15 protein-coding genes and 1 pseudogene are annotated in these 17,305 nt (G+C 61.3%); 11 read left to right on the top strand and 5 right to left on the bottom strand.

Going from position 1 to position 17,305, the window contains the following annotated elements:
- Positions 1-80: 80 nt before the first annotated feature.
- The 3 genes from AB1J88_RS20540 to betC form a co-directional block, all read right to left on the bottom strand.
- Positions 81-1,649 carry a SulP family inorganic anion transporter gene (locus tag AB1J88_RS20540; protein ID WP_430291852.1) on the bottom strand — a complete coding sequence of 523 codons (1,569 nt, stop codon included), beginning with the start codon at positions 1,647-1,649 and terminating at the stop codon, positions 81-83.
- Between the two features lie 211 nt (positions 1,650-1,860).
- Positions 1,861-2,781 (bottom strand): choline ABC transporter substrate-binding protein, encoded by a 921-nt coding sequence (gene choX / locus AB1J88_RS20535; protein WP_430291851.1) that lies wholly within the window; start codon positions 2,779-2,781, stop codon positions 1,861-1,863.
- 15 nt (positions 2,782-2,796) lie between these two features.
- Positions 2,797-4,311: a choline-sulfatase gene (gene betC, locus AB1J88_RS20530; protein ID WP_430291850.1), complete on the bottom strand. Its 1,515-nt coding sequence runs from the start codon at positions 4,309-4,311 to the stop codon at positions 2,797-2,799.
- A 114-nt stretch (positions 4,312-4,425) separates the two neighbouring features.
- Between betC and AB1J88_RS20525 the strand changes: the two genes are divergently transcribed.
- Entirely contained in the window at positions 4,426-5,376 is a 951-nt protein-coding gene (locus AB1J88_RS20525) for a choline sulfate utilization transcriptional regulator (RefSeq protein WP_430291849.1), read from the top strand.
- A gap of 46 nt (positions 5,377-5,422) precedes the next feature.
- Here the strand turns inward: AB1J88_RS20525 and AB1J88_RS20520 are convergent, their stop codons facing one another.
- Positions 5,423-6,088 (bottom strand): NAD(P)-dependent oxidoreductase, encoded by a 666-nt coding sequence (locus AB1J88_RS20520; protein WP_041073642.1) that lies wholly within the window; start codon positions 6,086-6,088, stop codon positions 5,423-5,425.
- Positions 6,089-6,171: 83 nt separating this feature from the next.
- Between AB1J88_RS20520 and AB1J88_RS20515 the strand changes: the two genes are divergently transcribed.
- The 5 genes from AB1J88_RS20515 (at position 6,172) to AB1J88_RS20495 (ending at position 12,480) form a co-directional block, all read left to right on the top strand.
- Complete coding sequence (locus AB1J88_RS20515) at positions 6,172-6,516, top strand: DOPA 4,5-dioxygenase family protein (RefSeq protein ID WP_041073644.1); 345 nt, start codon at positions 6,172-6,174, stop codon at positions 6,514-6,516.
- Positions 6,517-6,742: 226 nt separating this feature from the next.
- Complete coding sequence (locus AB1J88_RS20510; RefSeq protein ID WP_007954069.1) at positions 6,743-8,050, top strand: CitMHS family transporter; 1,308 nt, start codon at positions 6,743-6,745, stop codon at positions 8,048-8,050.
- Between the two features lie 70 nt (positions 8,051-8,120).
- Positions 8,121-8,888, top strand: a complete 768-nt coding sequence (locus tag AB1J88_RS20505; RefSeq protein WP_430291848.1) for a TerC family protein — start codon at positions 8,121-8,123, stop codon at positions 8,886-8,888.
- Between the two features lie 378 nt (positions 8,889-9,266).
- A complete protein-coding gene (locus tag AB1J88_RS20500; protein ID WP_430291847.1) occupies positions 9,267-10,925 on the top strand; it encodes a Na/Pi cotransporter family protein in 1,659 nt (552 codons plus the stop codon).
- Between the two features lie 166 nt (positions 10,926-11,091).
- Complete coding sequence (locus tag AB1J88_RS20495) at positions 11,092-12,480, top strand: M16 family metallopeptidase (protein ID WP_430291845.1); 1,389 nt, start codon at positions 11,092-11,094, stop codon at positions 12,478-12,480.
- On the opposite strand, the pseudogene AB1J88_RS20490 reads toward AB1J88_RS20495, so the two are convergent.
- Positions 12,480-12,578: pseudogene (locus tag AB1J88_RS20490) on the bottom strand (metal ABC transporter ATP-binding protein); the annotation flags it as partial. The gene AB1J88_RS20495 and the pseudogene AB1J88_RS20490 overlap by 1 nt on opposite strands.
- A gap of 93 nt (positions 12,579-12,671) precedes the next feature.
- Between AB1J88_RS20490 and AB1J88_RS20485 the strand changes: the two are divergent.
- The 5 genes from AB1J88_RS20485 to AB1J88_RS20465 are packed head-to-tail and all read left to right on the top strand — an operon-like array spanning position 12,672 to position 17,263.
- Complete coding sequence (locus AB1J88_RS20485) at positions 12,672-13,700, top strand: DUF5924 family protein (protein WP_041073653.1); 1,029 nt, start codon at positions 12,672-12,674, stop codon at positions 13,698-13,700.
- Positions 13,701-13,754: 54 nt separating this feature from the next.
- Entirely contained in the window at positions 13,755-14,903 is a 1,149-nt protein-coding gene (locus tag AB1J88_RS20480) for an MlaE family lipid ABC transporter permease subunit (protein ID WP_430291844.1), read from the top strand.
- Entirely contained in the window at positions 14,900-15,703 is an 804-nt protein-coding gene (locus tag AB1J88_RS20475) for an ABC transporter ATP-binding protein (protein ID WP_041073657.1), read from the top strand. Before AB1J88_RS20480 ends, AB1J88_RS20475 begins: the two co-directional genes overlap by 4 nt.
- 1 nt (position 15,704) lies before the next feature.
- Positions 15,705-16,643 (top strand): MlaD family protein, encoded by a 939-nt coding sequence (locus tag AB1J88_RS20470; RefSeq protein WP_041073659.1) that lies wholly within the window; start codon positions 15,705-15,707, stop codon positions 16,641-16,643.
- Positions 16,640-17,263, top strand: coding sequence for an ABC-type transport auxiliary lipoprotein family protein (locus AB1J88_RS20465; RefSeq protein WP_430291843.1), 624 nt, complete (start codon positions 16,640-16,642; stop codon positions 17,261-17,263). The genes AB1J88_RS20470 and AB1J88_RS20465 overlap by 4 nt, the downstream gene beginning before the upstream one ends.
- The last annotated feature ends 42 nt before the right edge of the window (positions 17,264-17,305 follow it).

Below are 17,305 nucleotides of genomic sequence, written 5' to 3'. Positions count from 1 at the left end.
CGCCCGCAACCGGCTTTGGGCTGCTGCGCAGCCAGCGGGAGCAAGCTCCCTCGCCACAGAGGTCTGGTATGGCCAGCAGGTCAGTCCTCAAACCGGATCGGGCATTTCTCCGGCCCTTCCAGCTTTCGTAACTCCTCCACCACCTGCGGCCGCGCCCGGCGCAGGGTCAGGCTGCGATCCTGACGCAGCAGGCGCCGCGCCTCCTGATGCAGCATCTCCACCCCCGAATAATCGATGAAGTTGATCTGCTGCGCTTCGATCACCACCCGCGCGCCATGCAGCCGTTGCAGGCGCACTTGCAGGTAATGGCTGGCGCCGAAAAAGATCGAGCCACCGACCCGCAGCACGTCCTCTTCGCCCTCGCGCCAATGCTGCACCCGCGGTTGTGAAGTGCGTTTGAGGTAGAAGAACAGCGACGCCAGCACCCCGGCGTAGATTGCCGTCTGCAATTCCAGCAGCAGCGTGGCGAGGCAGGTCAGCGCCATGACCACGAACTCGGCGCGGCTGACCCGCAGCAGTGAGCGGATCCCGCGATGATCCACCAGTCCCCAGGCGATCAGCAGAATGCTCCCGGCCATGGCCGGAATGGGAATGTGCGAAATCAGCCCGGCGCCGAAAATCGCAAACAGCGCGACCCAGATCGCCGAAAACACCCCGGCCAGCGGCGAGCAGGCACCCGCTTCGTAACTCAGGCCCGAGCGGGTGAACGAGCCGGCCGACAACGATCCGGAAAAGAACGCCCCGACAATGTTCGATAAACCTTGCGCGCGGACTTCCTGATTGGCATCGAGCAACTGCTGCGAACGCGCGGCAATCGAACGGGCAATCGACAGGCTGGTGACCAGCCCGAGCATACCCACCGCCACCGCGCTCGGCAGCAAGCGCAGGATCAGATCCAGATCCAGTGGCAAGCCACTGAACGGCGGCAAGCGCCCGACAAAGGCGCTGACCCGATGTACATGGCCGAACATTGATGGCCACAGCCACACCAGCAGGCTGGCCAACACCAACGTAATCAACAACGTCGGCCAGCGCGGCAGCAGTTGTTTCAGCACCACGCCAACCACCACGGTGGCCAGGCCGAGCAGCAAAGAGGGTTTATCCACAGCCCTGAGGTGGTTCAACAAATCCATCAGACTGGCCAGCGCCGTGGCTTTGGCCGGCAGATCCAGCCCCAGCAGATTGGGTAACTGGCCGATGGCAATCACGACTGCCGCGCCGAGTGTGAAACCGAGCACCACTGAATGCGAGACAAAATTCACCAAAGCGCCGAAGCGCAGCAACCCCAGCAGCCACTGAAAAATTCCCGCAAGGAAGGTCAGCAGCAGAATCAGCGTGATGTAGTCCTGCGACGCGGGCACGGCCAAGGGACTGACGCTGGCGTAAAGCACAATCGAGATCGCTGCGGTTGGGCCGCAAATCAGATGCCACGACGAACCCCACAGACAGGCGATCAGCACCGGGATGATCGCGGCGTAGAGGCCGTATTCCGGGGGCAGGCCGGCGATCAGCGCGTAGGCAATTGACTGCGGTAGCGCGAGAATGGCACCGCTGAGGCCAACGACCAGATCCCGGCCGACGCTGGCGCGGGTTTGCCGCGCCAGCCAGGTCAGGAAGGGGAAGAGTGAGTGGCGACTGGGCAGGGCCATGGGTCCTCGCGGCGTGTGGGTTTAGGCAAGGTTATCAGGACGCGCCAATCACTGTGGCGAGGGGATTTATCCCCGATGGGCTGCGAAGCGGCCCCAAAACCGACGGTCTCGGTGAGTCAGGTATACCGAGTGCATAGACTTTGCGACTGCTGCGCAGCCGATCGGGGATAAATCCCCTCACCACGAGTAAGTTGTCGTCAAGTAGAAAGCGTCAGAGCTTGGCTTTGACCGCTGGCAAAGCATCCTTGCCATCCACGGTCTTCACCCCCTCCAGCCACTTGTCCAGCACCGCCGGATTGGCCTTGATCCATGCCTTTACCGCTTCGGCATTGCTGACTTTCTTGTTCACCACCTCGGCCATGATGCTGTTCTCCATGTCCTGAGTGAACGACAGGTTGGTCAGCAACTTGCCCACGTTCGGGCAAGCCTCGGCGTAGCCCTTGCGCGTCAGGGTGTAGACGCTGCCGGTGTCGCCGAAATACTTCTCGCCGCCCTTGAGGTAATGCATCTTCAGCTGCACGTTCATCGGGTGCGGGGTCCAGCCGAGGAAGGTGACGAATTTCTGCTTCTTCACGGCCCGCGAGACTTCGGCGAGCATCGCTTGTTCGCTGGATTCGATCAGCTTCCACTGGCCCAGGTCGAAGTCGTTCTTCTTGATGATTTCCTGCAGCGAAATGTTCGCGGGTGCACCGGAGCCGATGCCGTAGATTTTCTTGTCGAATTTGTCCGCGTATTGGTTCAGGTCGGCAAAGTTATGCACACCGGCGTCCCACACATAATCCGGAACTGCGAGGGTGAATTCGGTGCCGTCGAGGTTCTTCGCCAGTTGCGTGACGTCACCGGTGGCGACGAACTTGTCGTAGAAACCCTGCTGCGCCGGCATCCAGTTGCCGAGAAAGACATCCACCTGGCCGTCCTTCAGACCGCCGAAGGTGATCGGCACCGCGAGGGTGTCGACCTTGGCCTTGTAGCCGATGCCATCCAGCAGAAACCCGGTGATGGCGTTGGTCGCGGCGATGTCGCTCCAGCCCGGGTCGGCCATTTTCACCGTTTCGCAGCTTTGCTCGGCAAATGCCGAGGCGCTGCCCAGAGCCAGCAGGCCTATCGTCAGTGCTGTGGATAACTTGCGCATGGACTTCCCCTTACATTATTGGTTTTGGCAGGGTTGTGGATAACGGGCCTTGCGTTCCAGATCGTCGAGGTCGATGTGGTTGCGCATGTACTGCTGACTGGCGTCCACCAGCGGCTGGTGATCCCAGCTCTTCAGCTTGCCGATGGTCAGGGCATCGGCGACAAAACGACGACGGCGCTGGCTGGCGAGGACCTCGCGGTGAATGGCCGGCATGTCCCATTTGGCCCGCGCTTCGGCGAGAAAATCGTCGAACAGTTGGCGATGTTGCGGCGACTGGCTGAGTTCTTCGAGTTCACGCGGGTCGTTGTGCACATCGAAGAGTAGGCACGGGTCGTTTTCACTGTAGATAAATTTGTACGCGCCACGACGAATCATCATCAGCGGGCTGACCGTGCCTTCGGCCATGTATTCGCCGAACACTTCGTCATGCCCGCCCTGCCCTTGCAGATGCGGCACCAGGGAGCGGCCGTCCAGCGGCAGATTCGGTTCCAGGCTGCCGCCGGCCAGTTCGACGAAGGTCGGTAACAGGTCGGCAGTGGAGACGGCAGATCTGACACGGCCCGGTTTGAACTGACCGGGTGCACTTATCAACAGGGGCACGCGAGCGGCCATTTCGAACCAATGCATTTTGTACCAGAGGCCCTTCTCTCCCAGCATGTCGCCATGGTCGCCGGAGAAGACGATGACGGTGTCTTCCATCAGCCCACAATCTTCGAGGGTTTGCAGGAGTTTGCCGACGTTGGCATCGATATAGCTGCAAGCACCGAAGTATGCTCGCCGTGCGTCGCGGATTTTATCCACAGGCAGTGGCTTGTCCCACAGGTCATAGACCTTGAGCAGGCGTTGCGAGTGTGGATCGAGGGAATGTGGATCCGGTGTCGTCGGAAGCGGGATATCCGCATCGTCGTACAAATCCCAGAACGCCTTGGGAATGGTGTACGGGTCATGTGGGTGCGTCATCGACACGGTCAGGCAGAACGGTTGATCGCCGTCCTCGCGAATGTGGTCGAACAGGTATTGCTGGGCCTTGAACACCACCTCTTCATCGAAGTCGAGCTGGTTGGTGCGCACGCACGGCCCGGCCTGCAGCACCGACGACATGTTGTGATACCAGCTCGGGCGCACGTCCGGTTCGTCCCAGTTCACCGCCCAGCCGTAGTCGGCCGGGTAGATGTCGCTGGTCAGGCGCTCTTCGTAGCCGTGCAATTGGTCCGGGCCGCAGAAATGCATCTTGCCTGACAGCGCGGTGCGGTAGCCGAGGCGGCGCAGGTAGTGGGCGTAGGTCGGAATATCGGCAGGGAAATCAGCGGCGTTGTCATAGGCGCCGATCTTGCTCGGCAGTTGGCCGCTGACCAGGGTGAATCGCGACGGCGCACACAGCGGGCTGTTGCAGTAAGCAGCATCGAACACCACGCCCTGAGCGGCAAGGCGCGAAAGATTCGGCAGTTTGATCGGCGACGGGCCGTAGATCGGCAACATTGGCGCGGCCATTTGATCGGCCATGATGAAAAGAATGTTCTTGCGCTTCATGTGATCGCGGCATTCCATAGTGAATAGTTATGCGACATTGCTGCGATCGAGCATGGAGTCCATGCTCTGTCGGGTAAAGCCCGCGCCGGACAATGACTAGGATAAGCACAGCTTATGTATGACGCCCTCGGCAATCTGTCCCTCGACCTGTTGCGCGCTTTCGAAGCGGCGGCCCGTCACCGCAGTTTTACTGCGGCGGCGGTTGAGCTGGGCACCACGCAGCCAGCGATCAGCCAGCAGATCAAGCGTCTGGAAGAACAGCTGGGAGCACGACTGTTTGACCGGATCTATCGTGGCATCGAACTGACCGAGGGCGGCGCGATTCTGTTCGAGCAGGTTCAGCTCGGTTTGCAGAATATCGACGCAGGATTGAGTGCGATCAGTACGCAGCAACAACACGAGGTATTGCAGGTCGCCACCGATTTCGCTTTCGCCGCCTACTGGCTGATGCCACGTCTGCACCGCTTCCACGAAGCCAACCCGAACGTCGATGTCAGCCTGGTCACCAGCGAGCGCAACCACAACATGCTGCGCACCGACATCGATGTCGCGATCCTGTTTGGTGACGGGCGCTTTAAACAGGGCGAAAGCCATTGGCTGTTCAGCGAGGAAGTGTTTCCGGTGTGCAGCCCGCAACTGCTCAAGGAGCGCGCCCTGCCCTTGCCCGCCCAGACGTTGCTGGAGTTCCCGCTGCTGCATCTACGGGGGGAAAACAGCAGCAACTGGTTTGACTGGAGCGGGCTGTTTCGCGAACTGGGCATCACTACCCCGCCGGCGCCGGGGCAATTGCGCTTCGACAACTACACGCTGTTGATTCAGGCGGCGATTGGCGGCCAAGGCGTGGCCATCGGCTGGCGCCACCTTGTGGATAACTTGCTGACCCAGGGCTTGCTGTGTCGGCCGATCGCCGAGACCACGTTGTCGCGCCTGGGTTATTACGTGGTGCTGCCGCAGCGCAAACGCCGGGGCGCGTTGATTCAGCAGTTTGTCGACTGGTTGATGGCCGAACAGGCCAGTAGCGCCGAATCCCTTGCCGGGGTGGCGCTGCCGTCGATTGCGGTTTGAACATCAAAAACAACTCTCTGTAGGAGCTGCCGCAGGCTGCGATCTTTTACGTATCCGACGTCGCGACAAAATTCACATGCTGCCCCACATGCAGGTTCAGCCGCAGCTCATCGGCAATCCCCACCGCGACCCGGTTCAGCCGTTCCAGCGGCTCCGCCAGCCCCGGCTCGAGATTGCCGCCGACCTGACTGAAATGCTCGATGGTCAGCCCCGCCACGCCGTGAGGCGCGTTGACCAGTGTCCACTGCAATGGACTGCTTTGCAGGGCTTCGCGGATTTCTTCGGCAGCGTGGCGTTGCAGGCCGTCGTCCAGTTCCGGTTCGTCGAGCACGGCAAAATTCCCCACCAGAAACAGCCGTGAAACATTGGCTGCCTGCAGGCCGTCGACCAGCGCATCGACCGCCAGCACTTGTTCCACCGGCCCAAGCACCACCGACCGTTCCACATGGTCGCTGCTGAACGGCAAGCCCGGTGCATCAAGCAGACAGATCACTGCCGAGCTGCCCGCTACGCTTTGCTTGACCCGCTCGGCATCGAACAAATCGCCGCTTTTGGTGCGCAGGCCGGGACGTGGCGCGAGTACGTTCAAATCGTCGAGAATCGTGATGACTTCGTGCTGGCGTCGCAGCAACTCAGCCATCAACGCACCGCCCAGGCTGGCCATGGCACCATAGAGCACCACTTTCACCGTCGGGGTTTCGGCATTTTTCATGGCTGATCCTTTTTATAATCCCTTGTATGGCGTGTGACATATGGGCACCGCCCAGGGTTCGAACCGATTTCCGAGGGCTTCAGATGCCAGCGATCAAGGGCTACCACGCCCACGTCTATTTCGATGCCGATACCATCGATCAGGCACGCGCGTTGTGTGAGCAAGCCGCGCAGTTGTTTCCATTGAAGATGGGCCGCGTTCATGAGCGCCCGGTCGGCCCGCACCCTGACTGGAGCTGCCAGTTGGCCTTCGGGCCGCAGATGATCGGCGAGGTATTGCCGTGGCTGGCGCTCAATCGCAAGGGCCTGGTGGTGTTCCTTCACCCCGACACCGGCGACGATTTGCTCGATCACACCGAGCACGCAATCTGGATGGGCGCGATGCGACCGCTGGACCTGTCTGTTTTCCGGTCAACGAAAGGTAGCTGAAAGGTTGCCCGATTAGGATCGCCGCCACTACCGGCAACAGACCGGTTGGCCAACGCGTGTGATCGCTCGCACGTCAGGCCCAATTAACAACAACAATGGTGATTCTGATGTCCTCTGTAGCCCGCCTTCTCGCTGAAACTCCGCCCGTACGTCTCGTGCTTCCCGTTCTGCGCTGATCCCTCCGATCCGCTCACTCAATTAGCCGCGCTACGCCTGGAGTAATCCCATGCTGACTTTCCTTGGCTTCGCCATGGTCATCACGTTCATGTTCCTGATCATGACCAAGCGCCTGTCTGCGCTGATCGCCCTGATCATCATCCCGATCCTGTTTGCCCTGTTCGGTGGTTTCGCGCCGAAGATCGGCCCGATGATGCTCGAAGGCATCACTAAGCTTGCGCCGACCGGTGTGATGCTGATGTTCGCCATTCTGTATTTCGCCCTGATGATCGACTCCGGCCTGTTCGACCCGGCCGTGCGCAAGATCCTCAAACTGGTCAAGGGCGACCCGCTGAAAGTTTCGGTCGGTACCGCCGTGCTGGCGCTCGTCGTTTCCCTCGATGGTGACGGCGCGACCACTTACATGATCTGTGTGGCCGCCATGCTGCCGCTGTACAGCCGCATCGGCATGAGCCCGCGGATCATGGCCGGTCTGATCATCCTCGCCGGTGGCGTGATGAACATGACTCCGTGGGGCGGCCCGACCGCCCGTGCCGCCAGTGCGCTGCATGTCGACCCGTCGGACATCTTCGTGCCGATGATCCCGGCGATGGCTGCCGGTGTGGTGGCGATCCTGATCATTGCCTACTTCTACGGCAAACGTGAGCGTGCGCGTCTGGGCGAGCTGCACCTGATCGGCGACGAGATCGATCACAGTGAAATCAGCGTCTCGCAGTTCCCCGATGCCCGTCGTCCGAAGCTGATCTGGTTCAACGGCCTGTTGACCCTGGCGCTGATGTGCACCCTGATCGCCGGCCTGCTGCCGCTGCCGGTGCTGTTCATGGTGGCGTTCAGCATCGCGATGATCGTCAACTACCCGTGCCTGCAAATGCAGAAGGACCGCGTGGCGGCCCACGCCGGCAGCGTGCTGTCGGTGGTCAGTCTGATTTTCGCTGCGGGTATCTTCACCGGTATCCTGTCCGGAACCGGCATGGTCGACGCCATGTCGAAAAGTCTGCTGGCAGTGATTCCGGACTTCCTCGGGCCGTACCTGGCCGTGATCACGGCGCTGGTGAGCATGCCGTTCACCTTCTTCATGTCGAACGACGCGTTCTACTACGGCGTGTTGCCGGTGCTCTCCGAAGCGGCCAGCCATTACGGCATCACCGCGGTGGAAATGGCCCGTGCCTCGATCGTCGGTCAGCCCGTCCACTTGCTCAGCCCGCTGGTGCCGTCGACGTACCTGCTGGTGGCGCTGGCCGGTATCGAGTTCGGTGACCACCAGCGTTTCACCCTGAAGTGGGCAGTGCTGGTCTGCCTGTGCATACTGGTGGCCGCCTTGCTGCTGGGGACTTTCCCGCTGTTCAGCACGTTGTAACGGCATTCACTCACCATGACGCCAGCTGCTTGCTGGCGTTCTGGTTTAACACTCGCTCAAAGGAATACACATGGATTGGCTGACCAACCCCGAAATCTGGGTTGCCTTCTTTACCCTGACCGCCCTGGAAATCGTTCTGGGCATCGATAACATCATCATGATTTCGATCCTGGTCAGCCGCATGCCCAAGCATATGCAGCAGCGCACGCGGATCTTCGGCCTGGGTCTGGCGATGATCACGCGGATCCTGTTGCTGCTGTCGATCACCTGGGTCATGCGCCTCACCGCCGACCTGTTCGTGGTGTTCGGCCAGGGCATTTCCGGGCGCGACCTGATCCTGTTCTTCGGTGGTCTGTTCCTGCTGTGGAAGAGCTCGCAGGAGATGTACCACGCGCTGGAAGGCGAAGACGAAAGCGGCGACGAGCCTTCGGGCAAGGGCGGCAACTTCCTCTACACCATCATCCAGATCGCGATCATCGACATCGTGTTCTCGCTGGATTCGGTGATCACCGCCGTCGGCATGGTCTCCCATGTGCCGGTGATGGTCGCGGCAATCGTCGTCGCGGTGCTGGTGATGATGGCGGCCTCGGGCAAGATCAGCGAGTTCATCGACAAGCACCCGTCGCTGAAGATGCTGGCGCTGTCGTTCCTGCTGGTGGTCGGTACCGTACTGATCGCCGAAGCGTTCGATGTGCATGTACCAAAAGGCTACGTGTACTTCGCCATGGCGTTCTCACTGGCGGTGGAAGCGATCAACATCAAGATGCGCGGCGCGATGGCCAAAAAGAAACAGCAGCAGGATCCGGTGAAGCTGCGCAAGGACGTGCCGGGGCAGTAACCCGGTAGTCCGATAGCAATACAAAACCTGTGGGAGCTGGCTTGCCAGACGCCCATAGGTTTTTTTTTCCAGCGGATTTTGAGCTCGTACACAAACCCTGTGGGAGCTGGCTTGCCAGCGATAGTGGCGTGTCAGGCAACATCAATGTCGCCAGTGCTGCCGTCATCGCTGGCGAGCCAGCTCCCACAGGGATTTGGGGTGATTGCGCGGGGTGTGGATAAAGCTGTTTTCATGACACTTTTGTTTCAATCCGCACTTTAGCTGTGCAATGCTGGCGCCCAGTCCGTTAGCCAACTACAGCTTAAGTATCAAAAACGTAGAAACCGCGCGGTACCGTCAACTTGCCCCTTTGGGGCGCTGCTACTACAGGGGGTCTGCATGCTCACCCTGCTCAATTTGCTGTCTGCCGTGGCCCTGCTGATCTGGGGTACGCATATCGTCCGAACCGGCATCCTGCGGGTGTACGGTACCAATCTGCGCCATGTGATCGGCCAGAACATGTCCAAACGCTGGCTCGCGTTCGTCGCCGGCATCGTCGTGACCGCGATGGTGCAGAGCAGCAACGCCACGGCCATGCTCGTCACTTCCTTCGTCGGTCAGGGCCTGATGGCGCTGACCCCGGCGCTGGCGACCATGCTTGGCGCCGACGTCGGTACGGCGCTGATGGCGCGGGTGCTGACCTTTGACCTGTCGTGGCTGTCGCCGCTGCTGATTTTCCTCGGGGTGATTTTCTTTCTGTCGCGCAAACAGACGCGCCTCGGGCAGATGGGCCGGGTCAGTATCGGTCTGGGCCTGATCATTCTCGCCTTGCAACTGATCGTCGAAGCCGCTGCACCGATTACCCACGCCCAAGGCGTGAAGGTGATCTTTGCGTCGCTGACCGGCGACATCCTCCTCGACGCCCTGGTCGGTGCGTTGTTCGCGATGATTTCCTATTCCAGCCTCGCCGCTGTGTTGCTGACCGCGACGCTGGCCGGCGCCAGCGTGATCAGCCTGCCGGTGGCGATCGGTCTGGTGATCGGCGCCAACATCGGCAGCGGCGTGCTGGCGTTCATGAGCACCAGCATGCAGAACGCGGCCGGGCGGCAAGTGGCGCTGGGCAGCCTGTTGTACAAACTGATCGGGCTGTTGCTGATCATTCCGGTGCTTGATCCGCTGGTGCACTGGATGGACGGGCTCGACTTCAGCCCGCAAGAAATGGTCATCGGGTTCCACCTGCTCTACAACACCGCGCGCTGCCTGATCCTGCTGCCCAGCGTCGCGCCGATGGCGCGGCTGTGCGCCTGGTTGCTGCCGGAGCGCCCGGAAGTCAACGGCACCGCCAAGCCGCGTCACCTTGATTTGACGGCACTGTCGACACCGAGCCTGGCGCTGGCCAACGCGGCCCGCGAGACCCTGCGCATGGGCGATCTGATCGACAACATGCTCGACGCGATGCTCGATGTGCTGCGCGGCAAGCAGACCGCCATCACCCAGGAAATGCGCCGACTGACCGATGACGTCGAAGCGCTGTACAGCGCGATCAAGCTGTACCTGGCGCAAATGCCCCGCGAAGATCTCGGCGAGCAGGACAGTCGGCGCTGGGCGGAGACCATCGAACTGGCGATCAACCTGAAACTGGCCAGCGACCTGATCGAACGCATGCTGCGCAAAGTGCAGCAGCAGAAGACTTCACAGCGTCGTTCGTTTTCCGAAGAAGGCCTGGAGGATTTGGCCGGGTTGCATCAGCAACTGATCGCCAACTTGCGCCTGGGCCTGTCGGTGTTCCTCAGCGGTGACAAGGAAAGCGCCCGTCAGCTGTTGCGCGAGAAACGTCGCTTTCGCGCACAGGAACGGCGTCTGGCCCATGCCCATGTCAGCCGTTTGCAACGTAAGATCGTGCAGAGTCTGGAAACCAGTTCGCTGCATCTGGAGCTGATTGCGGATATGAAACGCTTGAATTCGCTGTTTTGCAGCAGTGCTTACGTGGTGCTGGAAACGGCAGATACCGGAGCGCTGGAAGCGGATGATATTGCCGACATTACGCATTCGCCTTGAACGTCTGGGGCTGGGGTCAGTCAGTAACATTGATTCAGCCTTAAGACCTTCGCGAGCAAGATCGCTCCCACATTTGAAATGCATTCCCCTGTGGGAGCGAGCTTGCTCGCGAATGCCGGCCTGAATAGCGACACGGATCTCCAAATCAGCCGTATGGAAGCCTGTTATGCGTTGCCTGTTGTTCGCCTGTCTGTTGCTCGGTTCCCTGCCCGTCTTCGCCGTTGATCGCTTTCAGGTCGAAGGCTATGCGCTGCCCAACGGTTTGCAGCTGTTGCTCAAACCCGGCACTGAACGCGGGCATGTGGCGATTCGTCTGGTGGTCGGCGTCGGCCTCGACGATTTCGATTGCGATGAAAAAGAGCTGCCGCACCTGCTCGAGCACCTGTTATTCAGCGGTGTCGACGCCACTGGCGAAGGTGGCCTTGAGGAGCGCATGCAGGCGTTGGGCGGTGAGTGGAACGCGTTCACCAGCAACGCCGACACCACGTTCGTCATCGAAGCCCCGGCGAAGAATCAGCGCAAAGTGCTCGACCTGCTGCTCGGTCTGCTGACCCAGACCCGCATTGACGACAATGCGATCAACGCCGCCAAACGCGTGGTCGAGCGCGAGGACGGTGGCCATTACACGCGCCTGCAACGCTTTCTCGACCGCCAGGATCTGGGCCACACTGCCAGCAATCAACTGGCGGTGGAGCTGGGCCTGAAATGCCCGCAACGCGCCGAGGTCGGGCACCTGACCCAGCAGCAACTGGAGAAGGTGCGCAAGACCTGGTACGCGCCGAACAATATGACGCTGATCGTCGTCGGTGAACTCGACAAACTGCTGCCGGGCTATCTGGAACGCACTTGGGGCGCGCTCGAAGCGGTGGATCCGGCCGAGCACCGTGAGTTGCCGGACATCCGCACCAGCGCCGCCCATGAACGCACCCTCACCCGTGGCTTCATCGGCGACAGCGCCAAGTTGCACTGGCTGGTGCCGGAGCCGATGCTCGACGATCAGTACGACGAGACCTTCGACATCCTCAAGGACTACCTCGACTGGGCGCTGTACCGGCAGATTCGCCTGAATCACGGCCTGTCCTACGGGCCATGGGCCGAGCGTGAAGTGTTCGGCGGGGTCGGTTTCATGAGCCTCAATGCCGATGTCGATCGCGATGATCTCGTCGAGGCCAGACAGGTGCTGGAAGACCTCAAGGCCGACCTGCTGAAAAACGGCCTCGACCCGGACACCTTCGCCCGGATCAAACAGGCCGCCATCGCCCATCAGGCCTGGGCGGTACAGGGCAACAGCGCGATGGCCGACTATTACTGGAGTGCGCTCGGCGATTACGAGGACGGACGCTTTGCCAACCCTGCCCGCGAGTTGCAAGGCGTGACCCTGGAAACGGCGAACAAGGCCATGCGCGAGTTGCTGTTGCAACCGGGGTATCTGCGGATCGAGAAGCCGTTGCTCAGTGATGATGAGGTGTTGTGGCTGATTGCCGGTGGTCTGGGCGTGGTCTTGCTGGTGCTGATTGGCTGGAGGTTGCACCGTCGTAAGCCAGCCAAACACTGAACCTGTGGGAGCGGGCTTGCTCGCGAATGCGGTGTGTCATTCAGCAATGATGTCGACTGACACGGCCCCTTCGCGAGCAAGCCCGCTCCCACAGGGATCTGTGGTGATTTTACTGACCGGGAGCCTCGCCACGTCGCCCGGCGGACGGTACTCTGTCGAGGTTTTTTCCTACTCAGTCGTGAACCGCCACCATGCAGAAAATCCCCCTCCTGATCCAGCGCATTCTCGAACTGATGAAGCGCTATCCCGGGGTCATTGCGCTCGGCGGTTTCATCTCCGGGGTCGGCAGTTTCATTCTGGTCGATCGGCAGCAGGGGCTGGCGAGCTGGATCACTATCATCATGCTGCTCAGCTGGATCTGGCTGATGCTGGAAAACACCCTCACCGGCCTGTTCACGCGCATCTTCAAGCGGGAAATCCCCCAGCCGCTGCTGCGCTACGCGACGCAGATGATCCACCAGGAAAGTCTGTTTTTCGTCCTGCCGTTCTTCTTCATCACGACTACGTGGAACAGCGGCCAACTGATCTTCACCGGCCTGCTGTGCATCGCTGCGCTGATCTCGATTGTCGACCCGCTCTATTACAAATGGCTGGCGCCACGGCGCTGGGCGTTTCTCGCGCTGCACACCCTGACCCTGTTCGCCGCCCTGCTCACTGCGCTGCCGGTGATCATGCACCTGACCACCGCACAGAGTTTCAAATGGGCACTGGGTACGGCGGTGGTGCTGTCGTTCCCGAGTCTGGCGTCGATCTTCCCGATCCGCACCGTGCGCAATGCGTTGGCCATTCTGTGCATCACCGTCGGCATCGGCGCGGTCGGCTGGACCCTGCGCTCGTGGGTGCCGCCGGCGACGTTGTGGATGACCGACGTGGCGATCAGCACGCAGTTACAGGACCGCACGCCTGGCGCCAGCCTCGACGAGGTCAGCGCCGAGCAGATTCGCAATGGCGGCCTCTACGCCTACACCGCCATCAATGCGCCGCGCGGGCTGGATGAGCGGATCTACCACGTGTGGCAGTTCAACGGCCAGGAAGTCGACCGCATCGCCCTCGACATCCACGGCGGGCGCAAGGAAGGCTACCGCGCCTGGACCCACAAGCAGAACTTCCCCGGCAACCCGGCAGGCAAGTGGCAGGTGCGAGTGCTGACTGAAGACGGTCAGGTGATCGGCGTGCTGCGTTTCAAAGTGACAGACAGCACAGCGATCAAAGAAAAGTAATCCGGTTCGTGCTATTACGTTAGTTCGCTTAATAGCCGAACAAGCACGGAGCTTATGATCAGCAGCTCAATGAGCGGTAATGCCCAGCTGGACACGTCGATCAGCCCTGCCCGCCTGCGGGTTTCCGGGGACTGGACGCTTGCCCATTACGTCGACCTCAAGCACCTGACCGAACAACTGACCGGCCAGTACGACGCCAACACCGTGGTCGACCTCAACAGCCTCGGTGCCCTCGACACTGCGGGCGCTTCGTTGCTGGTGGAGCTGCTCGGTTCCGAGCGTCTGGGCCGCTCCGCCGAACACCCTGACTGCACGATTTCCCAGGCTGACCGCGCGCTGCTGCAAACGGTGTATCGCTCGCTGACCGACTTCTGTGTGCCGATCAAGGAGCCGGAAGTCAGCGTCAGCGTGCAACTGCTGACCCGCATCGGGCGTGCGGTGGAAACGGTCTGGCAGGACACCTTGCAAGTACTGGGTTTCATTGGCCTGATCCTCGAAACCATTGCCCGCAGCCTGTTTCGTCCCAAGCGCTGGCGCATCACCCCCGTCGTCGCCCACATCGAACAGACCGGCCTCGACGCCGCGCCGATTGTGGCGCTGCTGACCTTTCTGGTGGGCGCGGTGGTGGCGTTTCTCGGTGCCACGGTGCTGGCCAGTTTCGGTGCGACGATCTTTACCGTGGACTTGGTGGGCTTCTCCTTCCTGCGTGAGTTCGGTGTGCTGCTCACGGCAATCCTGATGGCCGGACGCACCGCCAGCGCGTTTACCGCGCAGATCGGTTCGATGAAGGCTAACGAAGAGATCGACGCAATCCGCACCCTCGGCCTCGATCCGATGGAGCTGCTGGTAGTGCCGCGGGTATTGGCGATGCTGGTGGCGCTGCCGATGCTGACGTTTCTGGCGATGCTCTGCGGGATCATTGGCGGCGGCGTGGTGTGCGCGGTGTCGCTGGGGATTTCGCCGGCGATGTTCCTCTCGCTGTTGCAGAGCGACATCGGCATTCAGCACTTTCTGGTTGGTCTGGTCAAAGCGCCGGTGTTTGCCTTCCTGATTGCAACCATTGGTTGCCTGGAAGGCTTCAAGGTCAGTGGCAGCGCCGAATCGGTCGGCGCGCACACCACGTCCGCCGTGGTGCAGTCGATTTTCGTGGTGATCGTGCTCGACGCGGTGGCTGCGCTGTTCTTCATGGAGATGGGCTGGTGAGTCGTTTACCCCGTGCGCCCTCGGAGGCGGTGATCGAAGTCCGTGGCCTGTGCAATCGCTTTGGCAGCCAGAGCGTGCACGAGAATCTCGATCTGGATCTGTACAAGGGCGAAATCCTCGCCGTGGTCGGCGGTTCCGGCAGCGGCAAATCGGTGCTGCTGCGCAGCATTGTCGGCCTGCGCCGGCCCAGCGAAGGCAACGTAAAGGTGTTCGGGCAGAACCTGCCGAGCCTGTCCGAGCATGAGCGCTCACTGGTCGAGCGGCGTTTCGGCGTGCTGTTCCAGAAAGGCGCGCTGTTTTCCTCGCTGACGGTGACCGAAAACGTCGCCCTGCCGCTGATCGAACACGCCGGTCTGAGCCGCAACGACGCTGAGCATCTGGCGGCGGTGAAACTGGCGCTGGCCGGGCTGCCGCTGTCGGCGGCGGACAAATACCCGGCGTCGCTGTCCGGCGGGATGATCAAGCGCGCCGCGCTGGCCCGGGCGCTGGCGCTGGATCCGGACATCCTGTTTCTCGACGAGCCCACCGCCGGCCTCGATCCGATTGGCGCGGCGCAGTTCGATCAACTGATCCTGACCCTGCGTGATGCGCTGGGCCTGAGCGTGTTTCTGGTGACCCACGACCTCGACACGCTCTACACCATCACCGACCGTGTGGCGGTGCTGGCGCAGAAGAAGGTACTGGTCGCCGGCCCGATCGACGTGGTCTCGGAAACCGATGACGCGTGGATTCACGAATACTTCCACGGCCCGCGTGGCCGCTCGGCGCTGGACGCCGCCAAATTGCTCAACGAGGTCTGACATGGAAACCCGAGCCCATCATGTGTTGATCGGCCTGTTCGCCGTAATTGTCGTGGCGGGCGCCCTGCTCTTCGGTCTGTGGCTGGCCAAGTCCAGCGTCGACAGCGAGTTCAAGGATTATGAAATCGTCTTCAATGAGGCGGTCAGCGGCCTGTCCAAGGGCAGCCCCGTGCAGTACAGCGGGATCAAGGTCGGTGACGTGGTCAGCCTGCGCCTCGACCCGAAAGACCCGCGCCGGGTGCTGGCGCGGATTCGTCTGGGTGGTGACACCCCGGTCAAGGAAGACACCCAGGCCAAACTGGCGCTGGCCGGGATCACCGGCACTTCGATCATCCAGCTCAGCGGCGGTACCCCGGAGAGTCCGAAACTGCGCGGACACGACGGCGAATTGCCGACCATCGTCGCGGCGCCCTCGCCCATTTCCCGGCTGCTTAACGACAGCAACGACCTGATGACCGGCGTCACCGCCCTGTTGAACAATGCCAACCAGATGTTTTCCCCGGAGAACGTCGAGCGCGTCAGCAACACTCTGGCGCATCTGGAACAGACCACCGGTTCGATCAACGATCAGCGCGGCGACTTGCGTCAGGCCATGCAGCAACTAGCGAGCGTCGGCAAACAAGCCGGCAGCATGCTCGAGCAAACCTCGGCACTGATGCGCAACGCCAACGGCCTGCTCAACGATCAGGGCAAGCAGGCGCTGGGCAGTGCCGAGCAGGCGATGAAGTCGCTGGAACAGAGCAGCGCCACCATCAACGGCCTGCTGAGCAAGAACCAGAACTCCCTCGACAACGGTATGCAGGGCCTCAATGGCCTGGCGCCGGCGATCCGCGAACTGCGCGAAACCCTGACCTCGCTGCGCGGCATTTCCCAACGCCTTGAGGCCAACCCCAGCGGCTACCTGCTGGGCAGTGACAAGAACAAGGAATTCACCCCATGAAGCTGACTCACTTCGCCTTCCTCGCCAGTTTTACCCTGCTCTCGGCGTGTTCGATCCTGCCCAAGGCCGAACCTTCGGATGTCTATCGCCTGCCCGCCGCGCAAGCGCCCGCCTCGGCCAGTTCGGCGGCGACCCAACACTGGTCGCTGCGCCTGAACAAATTGCAGGCCAGCGAAGCGCTGAACCGGCCGAACATCGCGGTGATTCCACAGGGTGACGTGATCAGCAGCTACAAAGCCTCGCGCTGGAGCGATCCGGCGCCGGTGCTGGTGCGTAATCGGCTGCTCGATGGTTTTGCCCGCGATGGTCGGGTGACATTGCTCAGCACCGATGACAGCAACTTCGCTGCGGATCTGGAACTGGGCGGCAGCTTGCAGGCGTTTCAGACCGAGTATCAGGGCAATCAGGCCAGCGTCGTGGTGCGCGTCGATGCGTTGTTGGTGCGCGGCTATGACCAGAAGATTCTCGCCAGTCGGCGCTTTGAAGAGCGCCAACCGCTGAGCGATGTGCAAGTGCCGGCGGTGGTGGCAGGGTTTGGACTGGCCAGTGATCGGCTGACGGCCAAGGTTGTTGCGTGGGCTGTTCAGCAAGGCCAGCAATTGGCTCCAGTTAAACCCTGAAGTCGCCAGGATCGCAGCCTTCGGCAGCTCCTACAGGGTTAT

This window comes from Pseudomonas sp. S8, from assembly GCF_050473925.1.
GTDB classification, from domain to species: Bacteria; Pseudomonadota; Gammaproteobacteria; order Pseudomonadales; family Pseudomonadaceae; genus Aquipseudomonas; species Aquipseudomonas parakoreensis.
The sequence above is the reverse complement of the archived record's forward strand: the minus strand, read 5'-3'. Positions and strand labels throughout refer to the sequence as shown.

Bases quoted from the DNA above. Each gene is read 5' to 3' on its own strand.
- AB1J88_RS20520 (WP_041073642.1), bottom strand. From the start codon at position 6,088: ATGAAAAATGCCGAAACCCCGACGGTGAAAGTGGTGCTCTATGGTGCC.
- AB1J88_RS20540 (WP_430291852.1), bottom strand. From the start codon at position 1,649: ATGGCCCTGCCCAGTCGCCACTCACTCTTCCCCTTCCTGACCTGGCTG.
- AB1J88_RS20470 (WP_041073659.1), top strand. From the start codon at position 15,705: ATGGAAACCCGAGCCCATCATGTGTTGATCGGCCTGTTCGCCGTAATT.
- AB1J88_RS20500 (WP_430291847.1), top strand. From the start codon at position 9,267: ATGCTCACCCTGCTCAATTTGCTGTCTGCCGTGGCCCTGCTGATCTGG.
- AB1J88_RS20485 (WP_041073653.1), top strand. From the start codon at position 12,672: ATGCAGAAAATCCCCCTCCTGATCCAGCGCATTCTCGAACTGATGAAG.
- AB1J88_RS20480 (WP_430291844.1), top strand. From the start codon at position 13,755: ATGATCAGCAGCTCAATGAGCGGTAATGCCCAGCTGGACACGTCGATC.
- AB1J88_RS20510 (WP_007954069.1), top strand. From the start codon at position 6,743: ATGCTGACTTTCCTTGGCTTCGCCATGGTCATCACGTTCATGTTCCTG.
- AB1J88_RS20505 (WP_430291848.1), top strand. From the start codon at position 8,121: ATGGATTGGCTGACCAACCCCGAAATCTGGGTTGCCTTCTTTACCCTG.
- choX (WP_430291851.1), bottom strand. From the start codon at position 2,781: ATGCGCAAGTTATCCACAGCACTGACGATAGGCCTGCTGGCTCTGGGC.
- AB1J88_RS20515 (WP_041073644.1), top strand. From the start codon at position 6,172: ATGCCAGCGATCAAGGGCTACCACGCCCACGTCTATTTCGATGCCGAT.
- betC (WP_430291850.1), bottom strand. From the start codon at position 4,311: ATGAAGCGCAAGAACATTCTTTTCATCATGGCCGATCAAATGGCCGCG.
- AB1J88_RS20465 (WP_430291843.1), top strand. From the start codon at position 16,640: ATGAAGCTGACTCACTTCGCCTTCCTCGCCAGTTTTACCCTGCTCTCG.
- AB1J88_RS20525 (WP_430291849.1), top strand. From the start codon at position 4,426: ATGTATGACGCCCTCGGCAATCTGTCCCTCGACCTGTTGCGCGCTTTC.
- AB1J88_RS20495 (WP_430291845.1), top strand. From the start codon at position 11,092: ATGCGTTGCCTGTTGTTCGCCTGTCTGTTGCTCGGTTCCCTGCCCGTC.